This is a genomic window from Pseudomonas sp., assembly GCF_030147005.1.
Taxonomy (GTDB): domain Bacteria; phylum Pseudomonadota; class Gammaproteobacteria; order Pseudomonadales; family Pseudomonadaceae; genus Aquipseudomonas.
On record NZ_JASLAW010000158.1, the window covers coordinates 1 to 18,632 of the forward strand.

An 18,632-nucleotide genomic window follows, 5' to 3' on the forward strand; every position below is an offset into this window, starting at 1 on the left:
TCTCCACTACAGCTTTGAGCGCCGCATAGGTCTCCTTGAGGCTGCCTGCAGTGTGCACGATACCGTCAACAGTGTCGTTCAGCCCCAGAACAGCACCAGCGGCAGCACCGACTGTAAAACTCGCATCCTGCGCGATGTCGATCGCTGTCCACTTCGTTGCTGTGCCTGTACTGCAGACCAACGTCGGACACTCCCTCATTTCCTTGTCTCTCTGAGCCTTCTGCGCCTTGCTCAGATAGTTGTTCTGGACGGCATTAGTGCCCGCTTGCGCGCCGGTCACTGCCCCACTCAGGTCACCGCCTGCAATCCCCCCAGCCAGCCCAGCGGCCAAACCGGACAGCGCAACCACCGTCTCTCTCTGCTCCTGCGTCAGATCCGCCGTTTTAGTGTTTGGGTACAGTTGATGGGCGATCAATTCGCCCGTCGCTGCCCCGGCACCGCCTGCCAGCGCCGAGTTGCCTTGGGCCTGTGCCACCACGGCACCCAATACCGCATGCGCCATGGTATTCAGCGCATCGTTGTCTCCGGTGGTTTTCTTGATCACTTGTGCCAAGTAAGGAGACGACGCCCCCGCAATAGCGGAGCCAATATCGCCCCCCACCAGCCCTTGCAATGCTGCTGTCACCGCCTGTGCTACACGCGGGTAATTACCGCCGACCCCGTAGTCGGCCATGATTCGTTTATAAGCGTCAGTGGCGATCAGTTTTTTCTTGTAGGCGTCGACATCCTCTTTTTTGGCATCTTTTCCAGGCTCTTTGATGCCACGCTTATCAAGTTCAGCACGCGCTTCTTTATCGGCATCGATCTGACCCTGAGTCCGAACGATGTCTACCGTCTGAGTGCCAATATCCGCAATCAACTGCACCTGCCGCAGCCGTTTCTGCTCTTTCTCCTTATCGAAGATGGGGCTGATGGCGCCGTTGGCGTGTTCAACTTCGTGGCTCAGCGTCGCAACATCCTGCTGCTGGTTGGCAGGGTCGCGGATGTTGAGGGTGCCGTTGGAAATGGCCGAGGACGTGGTGCCGCTGTCGCTGTCGCCATGGTTGAATGCGACCAGCGTGCCACTCGGCATATTGCTGACAAAGCCTTCGGCACCATTATTGCCACTGCTGACGCTGGCGCTCTGCAACTGGCTTGTGTAGTCAGCCTTGTTCTTTAAAACGCTCCAGCCCAGGGTGCCGGTGTTCAGGCGGTTTTTGTCCGGCGTGGCCGTGCTGGCGATCACGCTGCCATCGAGTTGGGTATGGTTGCCCACATCGATCTGGTAGCCGCCCTTGCCGCCGAACAGGCCGGTCTGCTCCTGCACACTTGTATAGTTGGAGTCGATCTTGCTTTTGCTGACGCTCAGCGAGCCGCTGCCCGTCATGGTGCCAATCGTGAAACTCGCGCCGCCGCTGACATCTGTTTGCTTGGACTTGTAGTCGTCGGTGTCTTGCAGACTTTGTAGCGCCAGGTCGCGACCGACTGCGGCTTTAATCTGATCTGCACTGACCTGCGCGCCTTTAAGGACGGTGTCGCGCCCACTGATCAGACTGACTTGCTTGCCAGCATCCAATGTCGTTTCTGTCCAAGTTGTACCGGTGCCTTTCTCGTTGCCGCTGCCCTTATTCGCATTGGCAAAGATGCTCAGGCCCGCACCACTGGAACTGAACCCAAAGCTAAGACCGATGGCACCACCGCCACTGCTGCTTTTGCCATCGAGCTTTTGATTGTTGGCCGCAGCCTCAAGGCGAATGTCGCGCTCCGCAGCCAGCGTCATTTCATTGCTGGCCTGGAGCTTGCTGCCTTGAACGCGGATATCACCCGCGTCACCCGGCGTGCCATTCCCCTGCGCCACGATGGTGAGGTTATTGCCGGCCGTCAGGTTACTGCCCTGGCTGAGGGTTTGCTCCTGCGTCTGTTTGGAGCTGGATTTTTGCGAGCCGAGCGAAATGGCGATGCCAACAAACTCCCCGGCATTAGCTCCGGTCATACCACCATTCTGCTGCGCCGCTTGCCACGCCTGCACCCCCGTCAAACCCGCTTTCACACCTTGCAGCGCCGAGAGGCGGCCGTCGTCCTCGTTCCTGGCTTGCTTGGCGGTCTTGTAAGCGGAGTCCACCGCGCTACCCACCGTGCCGGAGAGTGCCAGGGTCAAACCACTGGTTTTGCTTTTGGCCGTCTGTTCGCTGCGGTTGTTGTTTTCGGACGCCAGAACGCTGACATTTTGCCCAATCAGGCTGATGTCCTTACCGGCAACTACGTCAGAACCTCTAATGGTCAGGTCTTTACCGGCCTGGACGTCCACGCTGCCCAGCACACTGCCGACGTTGCTGGCCCGGGTGGTTTCGGTGCTGCTGGTAAGGGTGTTTTTGTTGCTGCTTGAGCCCAGGGTGACGCCGATGCCACCGCTGCTCATCAAGCCCGATTTTTTGGTCGAGGACGAATGGCTTTGCTCGAAGGTTTCCGTCGCCCCGTCGATCACCACATTACGCCCGGCAATCAGGCTGGTGGCGTTCGTGGACACCACGTCACTGGCGCTTGTGCCAATGTCTCGACCGGCACGCACGACCACCGTGTCGGCGCTGATGGAGGAACCCTGTTGGGTAATCTGGTTACTGCTGTCGATGCGCGTCTTCTGGCTGCTGGAGAGCAAGCCGTTGCTGGTCTTGGTCTTGCGGTAGTAGCTGTAGTCGCTGTCTTGGGCGGCGTTCAGCGTCAGATCATTGCCCGCATAGAGGTAGGCTCCCTTGCCCGCGCTTGCGCGACTGGCGCTGACGGCGAGGTCGTTGCCTGCACTCAGGGAGAGGTTTTCGCCGGCCACCAATGAGGTGCCTACCTGCTGAACGTGATCCTCTTTGCTGGTCACCTTCTTGGAATCAAACGCCGAATGCTGTTCATTCGCCGCCGAAGCCAGGTTCACATTGCCCTTGGCCACCAACGCCAGATCACGCGTTGCATTCAACTGGCTGCCGATGGCGCTGATGTCCCGTGCCGCCACAATCTGGAAGTTTCGCCCGGCTTCTACCACGGTGCCGTACTGGGCCACGTTGCTGCTGCGTGAGTAGGTGCTGACGCTATTGGCGTTACGTTGCTCGGCGGTGACCAGGTTCACGTCTCGCCCGGCCTGGATGCGGGTGTCGGCGCCACTCTTGAGTACACCGCCGGTGCTGTTGACGTCGCGACCGGCTTGCAGGGTCAGGCTGTTGGCGGCTTCGATGCGCGCGGCGTTGTCGACGAAGTCGCTGCGTTCGGTGCGGTAGCCGCTGCTGCTCTGGTGGCTGGTGACCGTGCGTTCGTTGAGCACATCACCATTTACCGCACCCACGCTGACGTCGCGCCCGCTGATGATGCCGCCGGCGCGGTTGGTGAGGCTGTTGCCGGCCAGCAGGTCGAGACGGTTGCCCGCTGCGATCAGGCCACTGTTAACCATGTTGCGCCCGGCGCTGGCGGCCAGGTTATTGGTGGCGCGCAGGGTGCCGACGTTGGTGAGGTCGGCGCCGCTGACCAGGCTCAGGTCGCTGCCGGTGATCAACGCGCCATTGGGCGCCAGGCGGTTGTTGGCCTGGGCCAGGTAGAGCACGGGCACCAGTACTTGCTGGCCGGCGACGGTGGCGTTTTCCATCCACACAATGTCGTGGGTCAGGGCCGCGACTTGTTCGGCGGTGAGGCTTACACCTACAGACAAATTGAGCGCCTGACGGCTGCCGATGGCGTTGTCCATCAGGTACTTGAACATCGCCGTGTCACTGGTTTGGCCGTCGATGAAGCGCTGGCCGGTGCGGGCAATGACCGCTTGCTGGATCAGGCGCTGTTCATAGAGGCCGTCGCCCAGGCGTTTTTGCGCCTGGTCGGGGTCGTAGCCGAGCTTGGACAGCATGTAATCGGAACTGAGGAACTGGCCGAGATTGGTCAACTGCGGGTTGGTTTCGATCAGGTATTTCTGTGGGTTGGAGACGAACTGGCTGTCGGGCAGGCCTTGCACGCGATTGATGGTTACACCATCGGCCGAGGTGCCGGTGCCGGCTACCACCGGCCCGGAAACCGGGGCCCGGTCTACGCTGCCGCCGCCCAGGGTCCAGCCTTGCGGGCCGGTACTGGCCGGCGCGCTGGCGCTTTGGCCGCTGAGGCGGAACAGGCCGCCCTGCCCGCTGGGCAAGGTAAAGCCGGGCAAGCTCAGTGGGTTGATCTGCTGCTGGGCCAGGTCCGGAGGCAATTGCGCGTTGAGGGTGACGCGGGTCGAGTAACCGTCAGCGCCACTGGCGCCGGTCGCGCCAGTGGTGGTTTTTGCACCCGCCCCGATGTAGGTGTAACCAAGGCGCACCACGCTGTTGTCGATACCGGCCTGCGCCTTGACGTCCACCGCCCCGCCAGCCTGAATCACGGCGGCGTAACGCTGATCATCGCTGGCGATTTTGGTGACCTTGCCGAACTGGGTGCGCTCGCTCTCCATGATGCCGACAAAGTTGGCCACGGCCGCTTCCAGGCCGCCAAGGTCGTTGGGCGTGTAATTCGGGCTTTGGTACCAGTACTTGTTGGTCAGAGCGCTGGCGGCATTGAACCAGGCACGTGGATGTTCGGTGCGCGCGGAGGTAAAGAGCCGATAGGTCTCGGTCTCGCCGGTTTCGATCCCCGTGTTGACGAGGGTGTTCAGGCGCGCCGTGAAGTTGCCGCCGGCTGCTATCGAACTGCTGCTGTTGAGCAGGTCGCCGCCGGCCAGGGTCATGTTGCGGCCGGAGGTGATGCTCGAGCCGGCACTGGCGGCGGTCACTTCCAGTTTGTCGCGGGTCACCACTTCCCACACGTAGTTACGCCCTGTGCCACCGGCATGGCAGTCGCCGGCGTTAACGTATTCGATGCAGGTGCCTTCCGTGGCCGAGGCGCTGTAGACACCCGCATCGTTGACGGTCAGTACCGCACGTTCATTCTTGATCGTGGCGGCGGTGAGGGTCAGGTCACCATCACTCTGCATGCTCGATGAGCTGTTGATAATGCTGTCGGCCAGGCCGCCCTTGCCGTCGCGATCGACACTCAGGTTGCCCATGCTGTAGACGTCGCCGTAGCTGTTGTTCAGCGACGCCACGCGCAGGCTCATGTCGGCGCCGCTGAAGATCAGGCCGTGGTCGTTGAGCAATGCGCCGGTGGTGACCGTGAGCGTTTGCCCGCTGCCGAGGGTGGCGTAGTTGTTGAGCGCGCCTGCGTCGATCAACAGGTCGGTGGCCGAGGTCAGGCGGCCACGGTTGTTCAGGGTGCCGCTGAGGGTGGCGCGGGTCACGCCGCCGCCGGCGATGCTGGCGGTGTCACTCAAGTTGGCCTGGGCGGCGGTCAGGTTCAGTTTGCCCAGGCTGCTGATGCGCCCGCTGCTGTTCAGCGCGCCGCTCAAGCTCAGGTCGAGGTCGCCGTCGCTGGCGATAAGGCCGTTGGTGGACCAGTTGCCACCGCTGCCGATAAAGCGCCGGGCGCCGAGCAGTTGACCGGTCGCGGTCTGTTCGAGGCTGTTGACGTTGACCGTCAGTTGCCCGGCCTGGATCACGCTGCTGTTGGTCCAGGCGTCCTGGGCGATGGTCAGGTCGCCACGGGTGACCAGGCTGCCGCCCACATCATTGAGATTGCGCGGCGCGATGCCGAAGGTGCCGGTGCCCACATGCAGCACGTTGCCGCCGAGGTTCTGCAGGCGGCCGGCGTCCAGGGTCAGGTTGGTGTTGGCTGTTTCCAGCACGCCGTTGCGGTTGTCGAACAGCCCGCCAATGGCGAACTCGGTGGTGCCGCTGTTGCCCAGTGCGCGCAGGCGACCGGTCTGGTTGTCCAGGCTGGCGGCGCGAACCTTGAGTGTGGATTCGCTTTCGATGATGCCCAGGCGGTTATTCAATGCGCCGCTGAGGTCCAGGTCGATCTGGCGGGCGGCAATCTGGCCATCGTTGTCGCCGCTGTTATCGAAATCGTGGCCGACCACGCGCATCAGGCCTTTGGCATAGAGCCCGCCGTTGCGGTTGTCGAAGTTGCCGGTGGTGACCAGGCCGTCGCCGGCCTGGGCGGAAATGCGTCCGCCGTAGTTGTCCACGGCACCGGCTTGCAGGTCCAGGGTCTGGCCCTGCATCACGCCGCCCTGGCGATTGTTGGCGAGGTCGTAGCCGTTGCGCAGCACGCTGACGACTCGGGTTTGCAGCAAGGCCTGGAGGCTGGCGAGGGTGCCGCCCCGGTTGTCGAGGCTCGCGGCTTTGACATTCAGGTCGCCGGCCTGGGCGATCAGTTTGCCGCTCTGGTTGTCGACTGCATCGACCACATCGAGGGTCAGCGCGCCCTGGCTTTGCACCGAACCCCTGGCGTTGTCGAGACGGTTGGCGCTGAGCGTGAGGTCAGCGTTCTGGCTGTAGATCAAGCCGTCATTGCCGTTCTGTACCAGGCCGCTGGCGGTGATGCTCATGCGCTCGTTGGCCGCCAGCGTGCCGCGATTGCGGTTATCCAGGCCGCCGGTCAGCAGCGTCAACAGGCTTTGGCTGGCGAGCTGGCCGCCCTGGTTGTCGATCTGCGCGGCACGGCTGATCAGCAACGGGCCAGCGCTGGCCAACTTGCCGTTGGTGTTCGTCAAGGTCGCCAGCAGGTCCAGGCGGGTGGCAGCGCCGCCGCTGATGGTGCCGGTGCTGTTGTCCAGGTTCTGCGCGGTCAGGTTCAAGGCCGTGCCGCTGTCGATGGCGCCACCGTTGGCGTTGTTCAGCAGCCCGGAGACGTTGAGGGTTTGTTCGGCGGCGCTGGAAAGCACGCCCTTGTCGCTGTTATCCAGCTCGGCGGCGCTGACCGTCAGCGCTTTCTGGCTGACCAGCGCACCCGCGCCGCTGTTGAGCAGGCGGCCGGTGAGCGTGGCATTGAGGTCGCCGTAGCGGCTCGACAGGGTGCCGCCGTTGCGGTTGTCCAGGCTTGCGGCAGTCGCGTTCAGGCCTTGCCAGCCGGACATCAGCCCGTTCTGGTTGATCAGTGCGTCGGCGTTGAGCACCAGCAGGTTATTGCTGATCAGCTTGCCCGCGCTGTTGTCGAGGGTGCGACCGCTGAGAGTCAGGGTTTGCGCGCTGGAGAGTTCGCCCCCCTGGTTCTTCAAGTCGCGCAGGTGAGTGATGCTCAGGCTGCCGGCGGTGGTGATCAGGCCACCGGTGTTATTGAGGTCGCCGGTTGCACTGCCGAAGTCCACGGCAATAGCGCTGCCCATCAAGGAGCCGCCCTGGTTATCCAGGCTCGCGGTATTGATGCTCAGGCCGTTGGCCGCGTTGATCAGGCCCTGGGCCTGGTTGGTCAATGGGCCACTCACATTGAGCACGGTGTCGCCACGGCTGGTGAGGGTGCCGCCGCTGTTGTCCAGGCTGGCGGCGCGTGCGTCCACCGCAGCGGCGGCAATCATGCCCTTGACGTTGGTCAGGGCCTGGCCGATGCGCAGGGCCAGGGTGGTGTTGCCGAGGACTTTACCGCCGCTGTTGTCGAGGTTGTCGGCCGTGAGGGTGAACGCCTGGCTGCTGGAGATCTCGCCGCCCTGGTTATTGACGTCCTTGAGGTTGTTGAGCACCAACAGCGGGCCGTTGATCAGCCCGCCCTGGTTGTTGAATTGGCCGCGATTGAGTTCAAGGGTCAGGCCGCTGGCGCTGGTCACCTGGCCGCCTTGCTGGTTGTTCAGGTCGCGAGTGTCGATGCGCAGAGCATCACGCGCGCTGAGGGTGCCTTGTTGGCTGTTGTCGACGCGTGCGCTGGTCAAGGTCAGGGTGCCGTCCGTCACCAGGCGGCCGCCCTGGTTGTCCACCGCGTCACGGGCGCCGATGCTCAGCGGGCCGGCGCTGGAGAGCGCGCCGCCACGGTTGACCAGGGTGCCCGTGGTCACGGTGAGCAGCCCTTCGCTGCTGATCAGGCCCTGGTTGCGGTTGAGCAATTGGTCGACGTTCAGGTTCAAGCCAGTGCCGGCAACCACTAGGCCGCCATCGCTGTTATCCAGTTGCGTGCCGTTCACCGCCACGCCCGCACGGCTGGAGAGCTCGCCGTTGCGGTTGTCGATGTTGGCGACGTCGACCTGCACGCCGCCGGTGCTGGCGACCAGGCCTTTCTGGCGGTTGTCCAGCTTATTTCCGCTGAGATGAAGAACGCCCTGGCTGGTGACCCGCCCGTTCTGGTTGTCGAGCGTGCCGGCGTTGAGGCTCAGCGCGTTGCCCGCAGTGACCAGGCCCGCGACGTTGTCCAGGGTGGTCACCGTCAGGGTGGCAGTGTCCAGGCTGGAGATTTCGCCGCCGGTATTTTGCACAGTGCCCACGGTGGCAGTCAGTGGTCCGTTACTGGCGATCAATCCGCCCTGGCCGTTCTGCAGCGCGCCGGCGCTGATAGCCAGCGCGGCGTTGCCGAGGACTCGTCCGTTGTTGCGGTTATCGAGGGCAGCCGCCGTGACGCGGGTGCTTTGCCGGGCGCTGAGGGTGCCGCCCTGGTTGTTCAAGGCTTGGGTATCGACGCTCAAGCTGCGGCTGGCGATCACGCTGGCGCCGTTGTTGTCGATGGCCTGGCCGCGCAGGCTGACGTCGCCGGTGGTGTTGCGGGTGTTATCGGCGTTGACGCCGGCTTCGATGATGTCTGCGTTGGTCAGCGTCCCACCGCTGGACAGTGCAATGCGGTCACGTGCAGCCAGGCTTTTGCGACTGTTGAGATCGCCCTGGGTTTGCACATCCAGCGCGGTACCGGCATACAGCGGTCCCTGGGCGTCAAGGCTGGCGGCTTTGACATTGATCGCGCCGCTGGCGGCGGTCTGAGCCAGGCTCAAGCGCCCATTGGCATCGAGCTGAATATCCCCACCACTGGCCGCCAGGGTGCCGTCGAGCTTCACGCCCACACCGGCCTCGGTGCCCACCAGCTTGATCGCGCCGGCGTACATGCCGCCCAGGGCCGACGAGTCGATCGCCAGCTCGGGCTTGGCGCTGCCGTCATCGGCGCGGGCGGTGGTTTTCAGGCTTTGTGCATCGACGTCGTTACGCCCGGCGATCACGTTGAGTTCGCGGGCATTGATTTGTGCGTTGATCTTGGCCGAGCGGGTGATGATGTCGAAGCGCTCGACGTTGCTGGCGTTCAAGCCTTCGCCGTCGATGGTCACCGCGCCGCCATCAACTTGGTAGCTTTTCAGCTGGCCGGTCGGGTCGATGATGGGTTTGCCGGTGGTCAGGGTGACGTTGGGCGTGTTGATAAAGCCGCAACCGCTGCAAGTAACACCGTACGGGTTGGCGACGATGACCTTGGCCGACTGCCCCGCCACTTCGGTATAGCCGCGCAACTGGCTGGCGCTGCCGCCGTTGACTTCGTTGAGGATGACGCTGGCCGCGCCGCCCTTGAGGTTGGGGTTGCCAACAATGATCCCGCCCAGTTGGGTATTTTGCAGCGCGCCGTTGGCGTTGTTGAGGATCACGCCGTTAGGGCCGACGTTGTAGTCCTTGAACTGGTTATGGGACAGACCCGCGCCGTTCGGCGTGGCGATGTTCACCACCGGCACACCATTGCCCGCCGCGCCCACGGTAGTGCCCGGCGCGCTGACCACAATGCCCTCGGCCTGGGCCAGCAGCGGCTGCCAGAACAGCGCGTTGGCGAGGATCAGCGCCAACCCGCGCTTGGGCAAACCGAAGAACGCGTTTCGCGGCTTCAGGGCGGCAGAAGGTTGGCGGGCCAGGAAGGCAAATTGTCGAACGTCCATTTTCAGTTTCTCGCTGCGGCGCAACGTTGAATTACAGGAAGAAATCCAGGCGGAAGTAGATCGGTGCTTCGCGCTCGGTGACTACTCCGGGTCTTTCCAGCGAGTGGGCAAAGGTCACGCTGGTGCTGACGTTTTTGCCACGGGCGAACAGCTCCAGGGAGTTGCTGGAAACCCGGCCGTGAGCGTTGTTGTTGTAGCGGTCGTTGCGGATCACGCCCTGGTCGTAGCCGACGCTGGCGCCGTATTCGAAGAAGGCCGGACGCATCCAGTCGAGGGTCACCGGGCGCGCCCAGCGCACTTCGTTGCGCCAGTAGCCGCCGCTGTCGCCGGTCAGCAACTGGTCCTTGAAACCGCGCACCGAGGCCGAGCCGCCGAGGCTCACGCGCTGGGGCGAGAACAGCGGGTCTTCACTGCGTTGGCCGGTGGCCAGGCTGCTGAAGCTGAACGACTCGCCCCACAGGCTGAAGGGTTGCAGGTAGCTGACGGTGGCGGTGTATTTGCGGTAGCGCGAGTTCGGCTGACGGCGGCCGAACTCGTCGCGCTCCTCCTGCGACTGGGCATCGAGCAAGCCAATGCCGCTTTGCATGCCCAGGTCCAGGTTGACGAAGGCACTGCCGATGCGCCGACCGTGGTTAATGCCCAGTTGCAGTTCGCTGAGGCGGTTGCTGCTGGACGCGGTGCGCGCATCCAGCACGTAGTTGTTGGTACGCAGATGGGCCAGGCCGATGTTCACCGAGGTCTTGCTCACGTCGTCGCGATGGATCACCCGCTCGGCGCGCAGCTGATGGTTCTCGTTGTCGCCATTGAGCTTGAATTTGGCGCTGTCGGTTGTGCCAAAAGTGCGGTAGTCGCTCTCGCTGTAGGTGTAGCTGAAGTTCCACCAGCCCCACGGCACGTTGTAGTAGAGCATGCTGATTTTCGAGGTTTTCTGGTGGTCGCTGATGGCGTCATGGCCACCGCGCAGAATCAACTGATCACCCAGGCCCAGCGGGCTGTCCCATTCAAGGCCGGCGCCCCATTGCTGTTCGCCGGTACTTTTCTGCCCGTCGTTATTGCGCGACAGGCTGGCGCGCCAGGGCTTTTGCGCGGTGTTCTTGACCACCACGTCGCTGCCGCCCACCTGGCTGCCGGGGGTCAATTCCATCTGCGCCTGTTTGGACGGCAGGCGGTTGAGCTGGTCCACCAGTTGCTCGATTTCGCGCAGGTTCAGCGCTTCGCCGACCTTGCCGGGAAACGCCATGGCCAGTTCGCGCTCGGTCACGGTGCTGCCTTCGGCGCTGCGCAAGGCTTCGAGCTTGCCTTCCACCACCAGCACTTGCAGGTGGCCGGTGGAAAGGTCTTGCTGCGGCAGGTAGGCGCGGCTGGTGACGCGGCCTTTGCCGAGGTAGTAGTCGGTGATGGCCTTGAGCAGGTCGTTGAGTTGGGACACGCCCAGGCACTGGCCGATATAAGGCTTGAGCAGACGCTCGCGCTCGGTGGCCGGCAGGCTGTCGGCGCCTTTGAGCTCGATGTCCTTGATCGGGAAGCAGCGGGTGTCGGCGGGCGCGGTGGGCGCCTCGGGTTTGGCCGCTTTGCCGGGCAGATCCTTGAGCTCTTCAAGGCGCCGCTGTTGCTCTTCGAGCAGGCGGTTCTGCCGATCGCGGATCAGGTCCTGGTCGCCGGGCGTGGGGGCAGCGAATGCAATGTCCAGGCTCAGGCACGTGAGCAGGAGAGTGCATAGAAGAAACCGAGTCCGTGGCATTGGCAGAGGCATGTTCGATCCGTCGAAAATCAAAGGCCGGCACGCTAACATCGAACTCCCGGCAGTCCAAGACGTTGGGGTTGCAGGGTGTTCGAGCTTGGTTTCGGGCTAACCTAATGATTAGTAACAAAAAATAATTATCGAACAGATCGCGGCCGGATTGCTGAGACGTTTAATCCGACCGGCGGCAACTGTTTCGATGGTGATTCGACTGACGGGGCATTGGCAGCCATCATTTAGCCATCAAGTGTCGTCGAGTTAGGGTTAGTACCGGGGAGGGGAAGAAAGTTCGCGGCGGTTTTGTGATTTGGATCCCATTTATCCAAATTACGTCAGAGTCTTTGAACCGCTGCCATATTGCTGGAGCTCAGACAGATGGGAGGGGGCAAGCACTAGTTGTAGGAGCGAGCTTGCTCGCGAAAAACTCACAGGCGCCGCGTTTATTCAGAAAGCACGGGTTATCGTTGACGTTTTTCGCGAACAAGCTCGCTCCTACAGCGGGGTGATCAGCCGATGCCTTTGTCTTTTTCAGGGCCGGGCACCAGGGCCAGGCCAGGGCGCTCCACATCGCGGGACACGTGGGATTTCACTGCGCCCACGCCGCCCTCTTCATCGTTGTGGATCACCAGCACGCCAGGACGGCGCAGTTGTTCCAGATCGCCCTCGCCCAGGTTGAAGCTTTCACTCAGGTGCTGGTCGCTCAGCGCATTTGCCTCGGCGCGACGCTGGGCGAATTTGCGGCCTTTGCGTTGCTGGTAGCGCGCCCAGCTGATCAGGATCAACGCATTGAACAAGGCGATCCACAGGTAGACCTGCAGGGTGTTGAGCGCCGCGAAGATCGGCGCCTCCAGGCGCGGGCCGCCGTGGGTTTCGAGCATGGCGCTCATGCCCCTGGCCAGCAGCCAGACCAGGCCGCCCCAGGCCAGCAGGGTGAGCAATACATCGATGATCCACATCGCCAGGTTCTGGCGGGTTCTGACCAGTTTCATCGTCACGCCTCCTCTTGGGCTGGTTTGATGCCACGATCCGGGCTGACCCAGCGTGCGCGTTTCTGGTGCTGGTTGAACAACACCTTGGGAAAGCTGACCAGCGTGGTGAACAGGCTCACCAGCCAGAAAACCATCGGGTACCACACGGTCCAGAACAGGGTTTTCCACAGGTCTTTTTCGTAACGCCGGTCGATCAGGATGCTCACCGCGAACTGCAGCAGGCACACCATCGCCAGCACCAGCCCGGTAAACGCCGGTGGCACCAGGGAGTCGACGGTAATCGCCTGCGGCAACACCATGAATTTACCCAGGCCCCAGAAACACACCGAGAGCAGGAAGGTGAAAGCCCAGCCGGTGGACAGGCAGTATTCGAACAGCAGCGGCCACAGGTAGCGATGGCGCCATTTCCAGATGCCGCGGATATTCTTGAACAACACTTCGGCACCGCCCTGGGCCCAGCGCAGGCGCTGTTTCCACAGGCCACCGACGGTTTCGGGCATGAGGATCCAGCACAGCGCGCGCGGCTCGTAGAAGATCGCCCAGTGATCCAGTTGCAGCTTCCAACTGACATCAATGTCTTCGGTGATCATGTCGGTGCTCCAATAATCGATGCGGTCCAGCGCCTTTTTACGGAACGCCACCACCACGCCCGACACGGTGAAGATGCGCCCGAACACGCGCTGGGTACGCTTGATCAGGCCGATGATCGAGGAGAACTCGCCCACTTGAACCCGCCCGATCAGGGTCGAGCGTGTGCGCACACGCGGGTTGCCGGTCACCGCGCCCAGGCGTGGGTTGTCGAGCATCGGCGCGACCATATAGGCGGCGGCGTTTTTGTCGAGCAAGGCGTCGCCATCGATGCACACCAGGTATTCGCTGCGCGCAGCCACGGCGCCCATGCGCAGGGCCACGGCCTTGCCCTGGTTCTGCGCCAGGTGCAGCACCCGCAGGCGCGAGTGTTGCAGCGCCAACGCGTCGAGCACCGCAGCGGTGTTGTCGCTGGAGCCGTCGTTGACCGCGATCACTTCGATGTTCGGGTACACCTGGGCCAATGCCGCCGCCATGGTGTCGGCGACGTTATCGCCTTCGTTGTAGCAAGGGATGATGATCGAGATCAGCGGGTTGCCGGCCAGGGTCGGCGCGGGTGTATCCGCTTCCCACGGCCAATGGCGCTCCCAGTGCAACCAGAAATACAGGCCGCCGGCGATCCACAGGGCAGACATAAACAACGGGTAGAAGAACACGAAGTCCATCAGGAACTGGCCGGTCACCAGGAAGATCAGGCCCAGGGGCAAGCCCAACACCAGCGCCAGCACGAATATAGCCAGGATTCTGTCGAACATGATCAAGGGTTCCACTGGTTGGAAAGGGCCGGGCGAATCGTCTTCAAGTCCGGGGAGTTTTCCAGGAAGTTGTCCGGGTAGTAGCCGAAACTCGTCACGCCCTGGCGTTTAAGCACACCCATCCATTGCGCCAGTTGCTCAGCGCTGATATCCGGCGCGGCTTTGGTGCGCCAGTCTTTGGCTTGCAACTCGAAGACGGTTTTTTCCATGGCGCCGGGGCGCGCCTTGACCGTGGCCACCAGTTTTTCCAGCCAGGCATTGGAGTTCTTCAGCGACTGGCCTTCCATCAGCGGCATGGCCATGGGCGCAGTCCAGTCGTAGGCCTGGAGGAAGTCATCGAGGTTCTGTGCGAACCAGGCTTCGCTGGCCGGGTTGAGCATCGGTTCGGCAAAGATATTGCGTGCGGTCAAGATCTGCGGGCCGCGTATGGCGCGGAACTTACCGGTCAACTCGTGGGTGAAGTCGATCAAGTAGCGGCTCTTGAAGCGGGTCCAGCGCTGCATTACTGCGGGGTCGGCGCGCAGCGCGGCGATGTTGTCCGGCAGGCCCTGGGCAGCGTAGGCCTTGAGGGCTGCGGGGCTGGCATCTTCAAAGTCGCTGAGCACCGCGTCATCGTGATACAGCACGCCATCAATGCCGCTGTTGCTGGTGCGTGCGAGGTCTTCGTAGATCTCGCCGATGACCTGCCGCACTTTCGGGTCAAAAGGCGACAGGCGCTGATATTGATCGGGATCGGGCGCCACCTTGCCGGTCTGCGGGTCCCAACGGGTAACCCGCGGCAGCTTGGAGTCGAGGGCGAAGCTGAGCACCGGCATCCATGCGAACACACTGGCGCGGGCACGGGTATGCAACTGCCAGGAGACGCGGTTGAACAGGTCGGCACGCATCGGCAAGTGGCGGTTGGGGAAGTACAGCGAATGCACCAGGCCGTCGCCCTTGGGGTCGGCGTAGGCTTGCAGGAATACGGTGACGGCGCCCATGTCCACCACGCGCTGAACCAGCACGTCGAGGTTGCGCGCCTGTTGGGCCGGGTCGGGGTCATAGACGTGATCCAGGTCCACATGCATCACGCGCAGCGGCGCCTTGGCCTGCACCGCGACCAGGCTGCTGGCGAAGTGTTCGCCGTCCGGGTCGGACGCCACCAGAAAGCGCGGGCTGTTCATCAGCTTGTTCGAATCATCCAGACCGTCGTCCAGGGTCAGCGCCATCTCATAGCCGTGCTCCCCCACCACGGCCAACGTGGTGCCGTCGGCCGCACCGTATGGCCATACCCATACGCGAGGCGCCTTGCCGGTGACGGTTTTGATCTTGTTGGAGATCGCCGCCACGTCAGCGCGCATCCGCGCCTTGAACTGCGCTTCGGTTTCATAGCGCTGGGTCGCCGGGTCAAAGCGACGCGTGGTGGCGGCCGGCTCGAGATTGCCCTGGGGGTTGGCGAGTACGCCTTTGTGATTGGCGTCGGTATGGGCGGCGATTTCCACCAGTCCCGACTGGGACACTTCACGGATCTGCTGCCAGGTCAGGAAGTCTCCCCGCGGGCGCGGCGTACCGGCAAAGTCCACCGGCTGGTTCAGCGGGGTGTCGATCCAACTGCCGACCGGCGCCAGCACAGCCGGCCAATTGTAAGCCCGCAGAATAGGCATCACGCGGGTGTAGAAGCTTGCGTAGCCGTCGTCGAAGCTGAGCATCACGGCTTTGGGTGGCAGTGTCGGCCCACCTCGGCGTGCGGCGAGGACCTGATTCACGCTGACCGCCTGGTAACCGTTCTCACGCAACCAGGCCAACTGCTCGATCAAACGTTCGGTACGCACCGCCACCACGGCCTGGTCTGGATCCTTATCCGAGACGTCGTGGTAGGCGATGCCCAGGAAATGGTTCTTCGGCCACGGCGCTTCGCTGGCCAGTGTCGGCCGCTCGGCAGGTGGGACGAATGGCGCGGGTTGCTGGGCACAGGCGGCAGCCAGCATTACACCCAGAACCAAAAAACAACGGCTGAGGAAGGTCATGGTCAGGCTCTTTTAGAAACGGTAAGTGAGGTCGAGGAGCAGGCGCAGGTCGCGCTCGCGCTCTCCGTCATAAGGTCGGCTGACCAGACTCAGGTTGGCGCCGGCTTCCAGTACGTCATTCCAGCGAAAGCGCTGGCCATAGCCGATCAAACCGACGCCGCCAGTGGAATAATCCTTCTGGCTGTAGGTACCCGCACCAAGCTGGAACTGTTGACTCCACTGGGTTTCGTAGCGGTGATAGAGCACATGGTTGACTGTAACGGTGGGCAACACGCTGAAGTCGGACTTGGGGTTGAAGTAGATCGTGTCTTCCTTGCTGTTGCGGCTGGCGCCGACTTCCAGGCCCAGCTCCACTTGGACTTTCGGCGAGCTGTAGATGCCTTCGCGGCCAGTGAGCAAGGCTTCGACGCGGTCGTTACCGTCACTGAAGTGGGAGGGGCTGACGGCCAGTTTCCACTCGCGGCTTTCGTTGGCGCGCCAGCGCAGAAAGCCGCTGCCGCCGTTGGCGGTGATGCCTTCATTCAACGCCCGCAGCGGTGTGGTGCTCAGGAGGTAGCCAAGGCTGGCGCCGTACTGCCAATGATCGTTGATATCGCGGGCAATCGACACGCTTGCGCCTTGTTTGGCGCCATCGCCATAGGAATGGTTGGACACTTCGGCTTCGATGGTCATGTCGCGGGTACGCCGCTCCACGCCTACGCGCTGCCAGCGATGATGGCCGGTGCCTTCGGCAAAGTCGGCAGTGCCATAGCCGACGCCGGCGAACAGGCGCCAGTCTTCGTCGATGGGCGGCGTGTAGATCACACTTTCTATGCCCCAGTCACGGCTACCCGACACCGCGCCAGCTTCTTGGTTGTTGCCGCCTCCGAAGCTTTTACCGGTGTAGGCTTCCACCCGCACTTCAGCCATATCGTGAACATCGCGCAGGCGCTTGAGGCGCTGTACCTGGCGGTTGTCCGGGGCACGCGCGACGACGTCATCGGTGAGCAGGTCGAGTTGCCGCCATTCCTGCAGGTCCAGTGCGGTAAAGCCTTGGGACATTTCCACGCCGATGTCACGGGGGCTCTGGTTTTCAGTCTCTTTGAGGGACTCTTCAGCGCGCCTTGGCCATTCCCGCGCACGGTACATTTCTGCCTGTGCCAAACGCACACCAATGCTGCCCGGGGCTTTGCTCCCCAAGCCTTCCAGGCTTTGTTCGCTGGCATCCAGGTCAGCGCCATACGTGGCGGCCTGCGCTGCCAGTTGCTGGACGTCCATCCATTCGTCGTTAGGGTTGCCGATGGGCAGGCCCTTGAGTTCTACCCGGGGTTTTTCGGTGCTGGCCAGCTGCGTGGCGACAGCACGCGCCTCACCCACCTGGTCGTTTTCCAACAAGGCGTAGAACAACGCGGTGCTGTCTTTGACATGATCACCGACATCGGCGTCCGCGGCGGTCAGCGCCTGGCGATACAAGGGCGCGGCTTTTTCCGGCTGGCGCTGGTCAAGGTAGGACGCGGCCACCCAGCGCACGGCGTAGGTCGGCAACCGCACGCCCTCGGCCGTGAGGGTGTCGTACTCGCGGATCACCTCGGCCGTGCGCGCCCGTGCTTTGAGCGCACCCAGGCGGTCGATGCGCCAGCCCACGATATCGTCGCGGGCAGTAGCGTCCTGGGCCCAGCGGCTGATCAGTCTGTGGTAATCCTGCAGGGCTCGATCAGCGACGACATAGCGTTCCTTCTCCGTGCGCGTGGCGAACTCGGCGATGCGCACGCGCTCGGCGGCCAGGTCGCCTTCAAGGCGGCGCTGGGTCACCGCGTCCACCAGGCCCGGGTGCTTGGCCGACAGGCGCAGCGCGGGTTCCGGCAGGCGGGCTTTTTGCAGGGCGACGATGTATTCGCGCACGACTTCCGGCTTGTCGCCAGCGCGAGTAAAGGCTTGGTCGAACTCGAACAGCGCGTCGTAGTTCAGGCCGGCGCGGGTCAGCGCGTAGCCCAGGGCCATGCGGCGGTTGGGGTCATTGGGTTGCGCGGCCACCAGTGTGCGCAAGCGTTGCACCGCCTCGTTGGCTTTGCCGCCATCGGCCTGGGTGAGCGCCAGGCCCAGTTGCAGGTCGATATTATTCGGTTCACGCAACAACGCCTGGCGATAGACCGCCTCGGCCTGGGCCCACTGCTTTTGATTACGATAGGTGCGGGCCACCGTGGCCAGTGCCTGGGTGGTCAGGTTGCGGTGCTTGCCTTGTGCCTCATACACCTTCAACACTTCGGCGTCCTGCCCGGCCCAACCGGCAATGACCAGGTGATCACTGATCTGGCCCGGCGTCTGGCGCTCGGCGGACAGTTGGCGAAGTTGGGTCAGAGCGGGCGTGAAGTGACCGTTGCGGGCCTGGATGATCAGGGCGTCATAGGCGGGGTCGGCCACGGCACAGGCGGGCATCAGCAATTGGCTGCACAGAGCCGCTCCGATGAGCAGCCGCAGCCGGCCTGAGGCACTGAGTGGATGGGTTGGCAACATGTCGTCGGCTTCCTTACAAGGAAAGCTGCAACGATGGGTGATCCTGAGCGATGGGCATCAGGGTGTCGGCGTCTCGGGGCCCGACCTAGCTTTCCTGTGGGAACTATCCCTTAGCGCAGTAGCGGGAAGTGCAATTCAGAACAATTGTTCAGAATTGGCTGACAGAGATTTTTACCGGGCGAAAAAAAGTGGAAGGGGGCAAGCCCTAATGCCGGTCAGTTAAGCGCTAAAGCAGAAAAACCTGCGACCTGTGGCGAGGGAGCTTGCTCCCGTTGGGGCGCGAAGCGGCCCCAAAAATGGGACTGCTACGCAGTCCAGCGGAAGCAAGCTCCCTCGCCACAGTGACCGGTTCTGTCTTAACTGACTGGCATTAGGGCAAGC

The 18,632-nt window shown here is 62.9% G+C and carries 6 protein-coding genes; all 6 read right to left on the minus strand.

Annotated features, from left to right (window positions below):
* Positions 1–9,679: hemagglutinin repeat-containing protein (locus Q1V60_RS14555; RefSeq protein WP_300631494.1), on the minus strand; the 9,679-nt coding region annotated here is incomplete at its 3' end.
* A 31-nt stretch (positions 9,680–9,710) separates the two neighbouring features.
* Positions 9,711–11,432, minus strand: a complete 1,722-nt coding sequence (locus tag Q1V60_RS14560) for a ShlB/FhaC/HecB family hemolysin secretion/activation protein (RefSeq protein ID WP_300631496.1) — start codon at positions 11,430–11,432, stop codon at positions 9,711–9,713.
* Positions 11,433–11,926: 494 nt separating this feature from the next.
* Positions 11,927–12,409, minus strand: a complete 483-nt coding sequence (gene pgaD, locus Q1V60_RS14565) for a poly-beta-1,6-N-acetyl-D-glucosamine biosynthesis protein PgaD (protein ID WP_300631498.1) — start codon at positions 12,407–12,409, stop codon at positions 11,927–11,929.
* 2 nt (positions 12,410–12,411) lie between these two features.
* Positions 12,412–13,752, minus strand: coding sequence for a poly-beta-1,6-N-acetyl-D-glucosamine synthase (gene pgaC, locus Q1V60_RS14570; RefSeq protein ID WP_300631500.1), 1,341 nt, complete (start codon positions 13,750–13,752; stop codon positions 12,412–12,414).
* 2 nt (positions 13,753–13,754) lie between these two features.
* Positions 13,755–15,758 carry a poly-beta-1,6-N-acetyl-D-glucosamine N-deacetylase PgaB gene (gene pgaB, locus Q1V60_RS14575; protein ID WP_300631502.1) on the minus strand — a complete coding sequence of 668 codons (2,004 nt, stop codon included), beginning with the start codon at positions 15,756–15,758 and terminating at the stop codon, positions 13,755–13,757.
* A 12-nt stretch (positions 15,759–15,770) separates the two neighbouring features.
* Positions 15,771–18,251, minus strand: a complete 2,481-nt coding sequence (pgaA, locus tag Q1V60_RS14580) for a poly-beta-1,6 N-acetyl-D-glucosamine export porin PgaA (protein ID WP_300631504.1) — start codon at positions 18,249–18,251, stop codon at positions 15,771–15,773.
* Between the last annotated feature and the right edge of the window lie 381 nt (positions 18,252–18,632).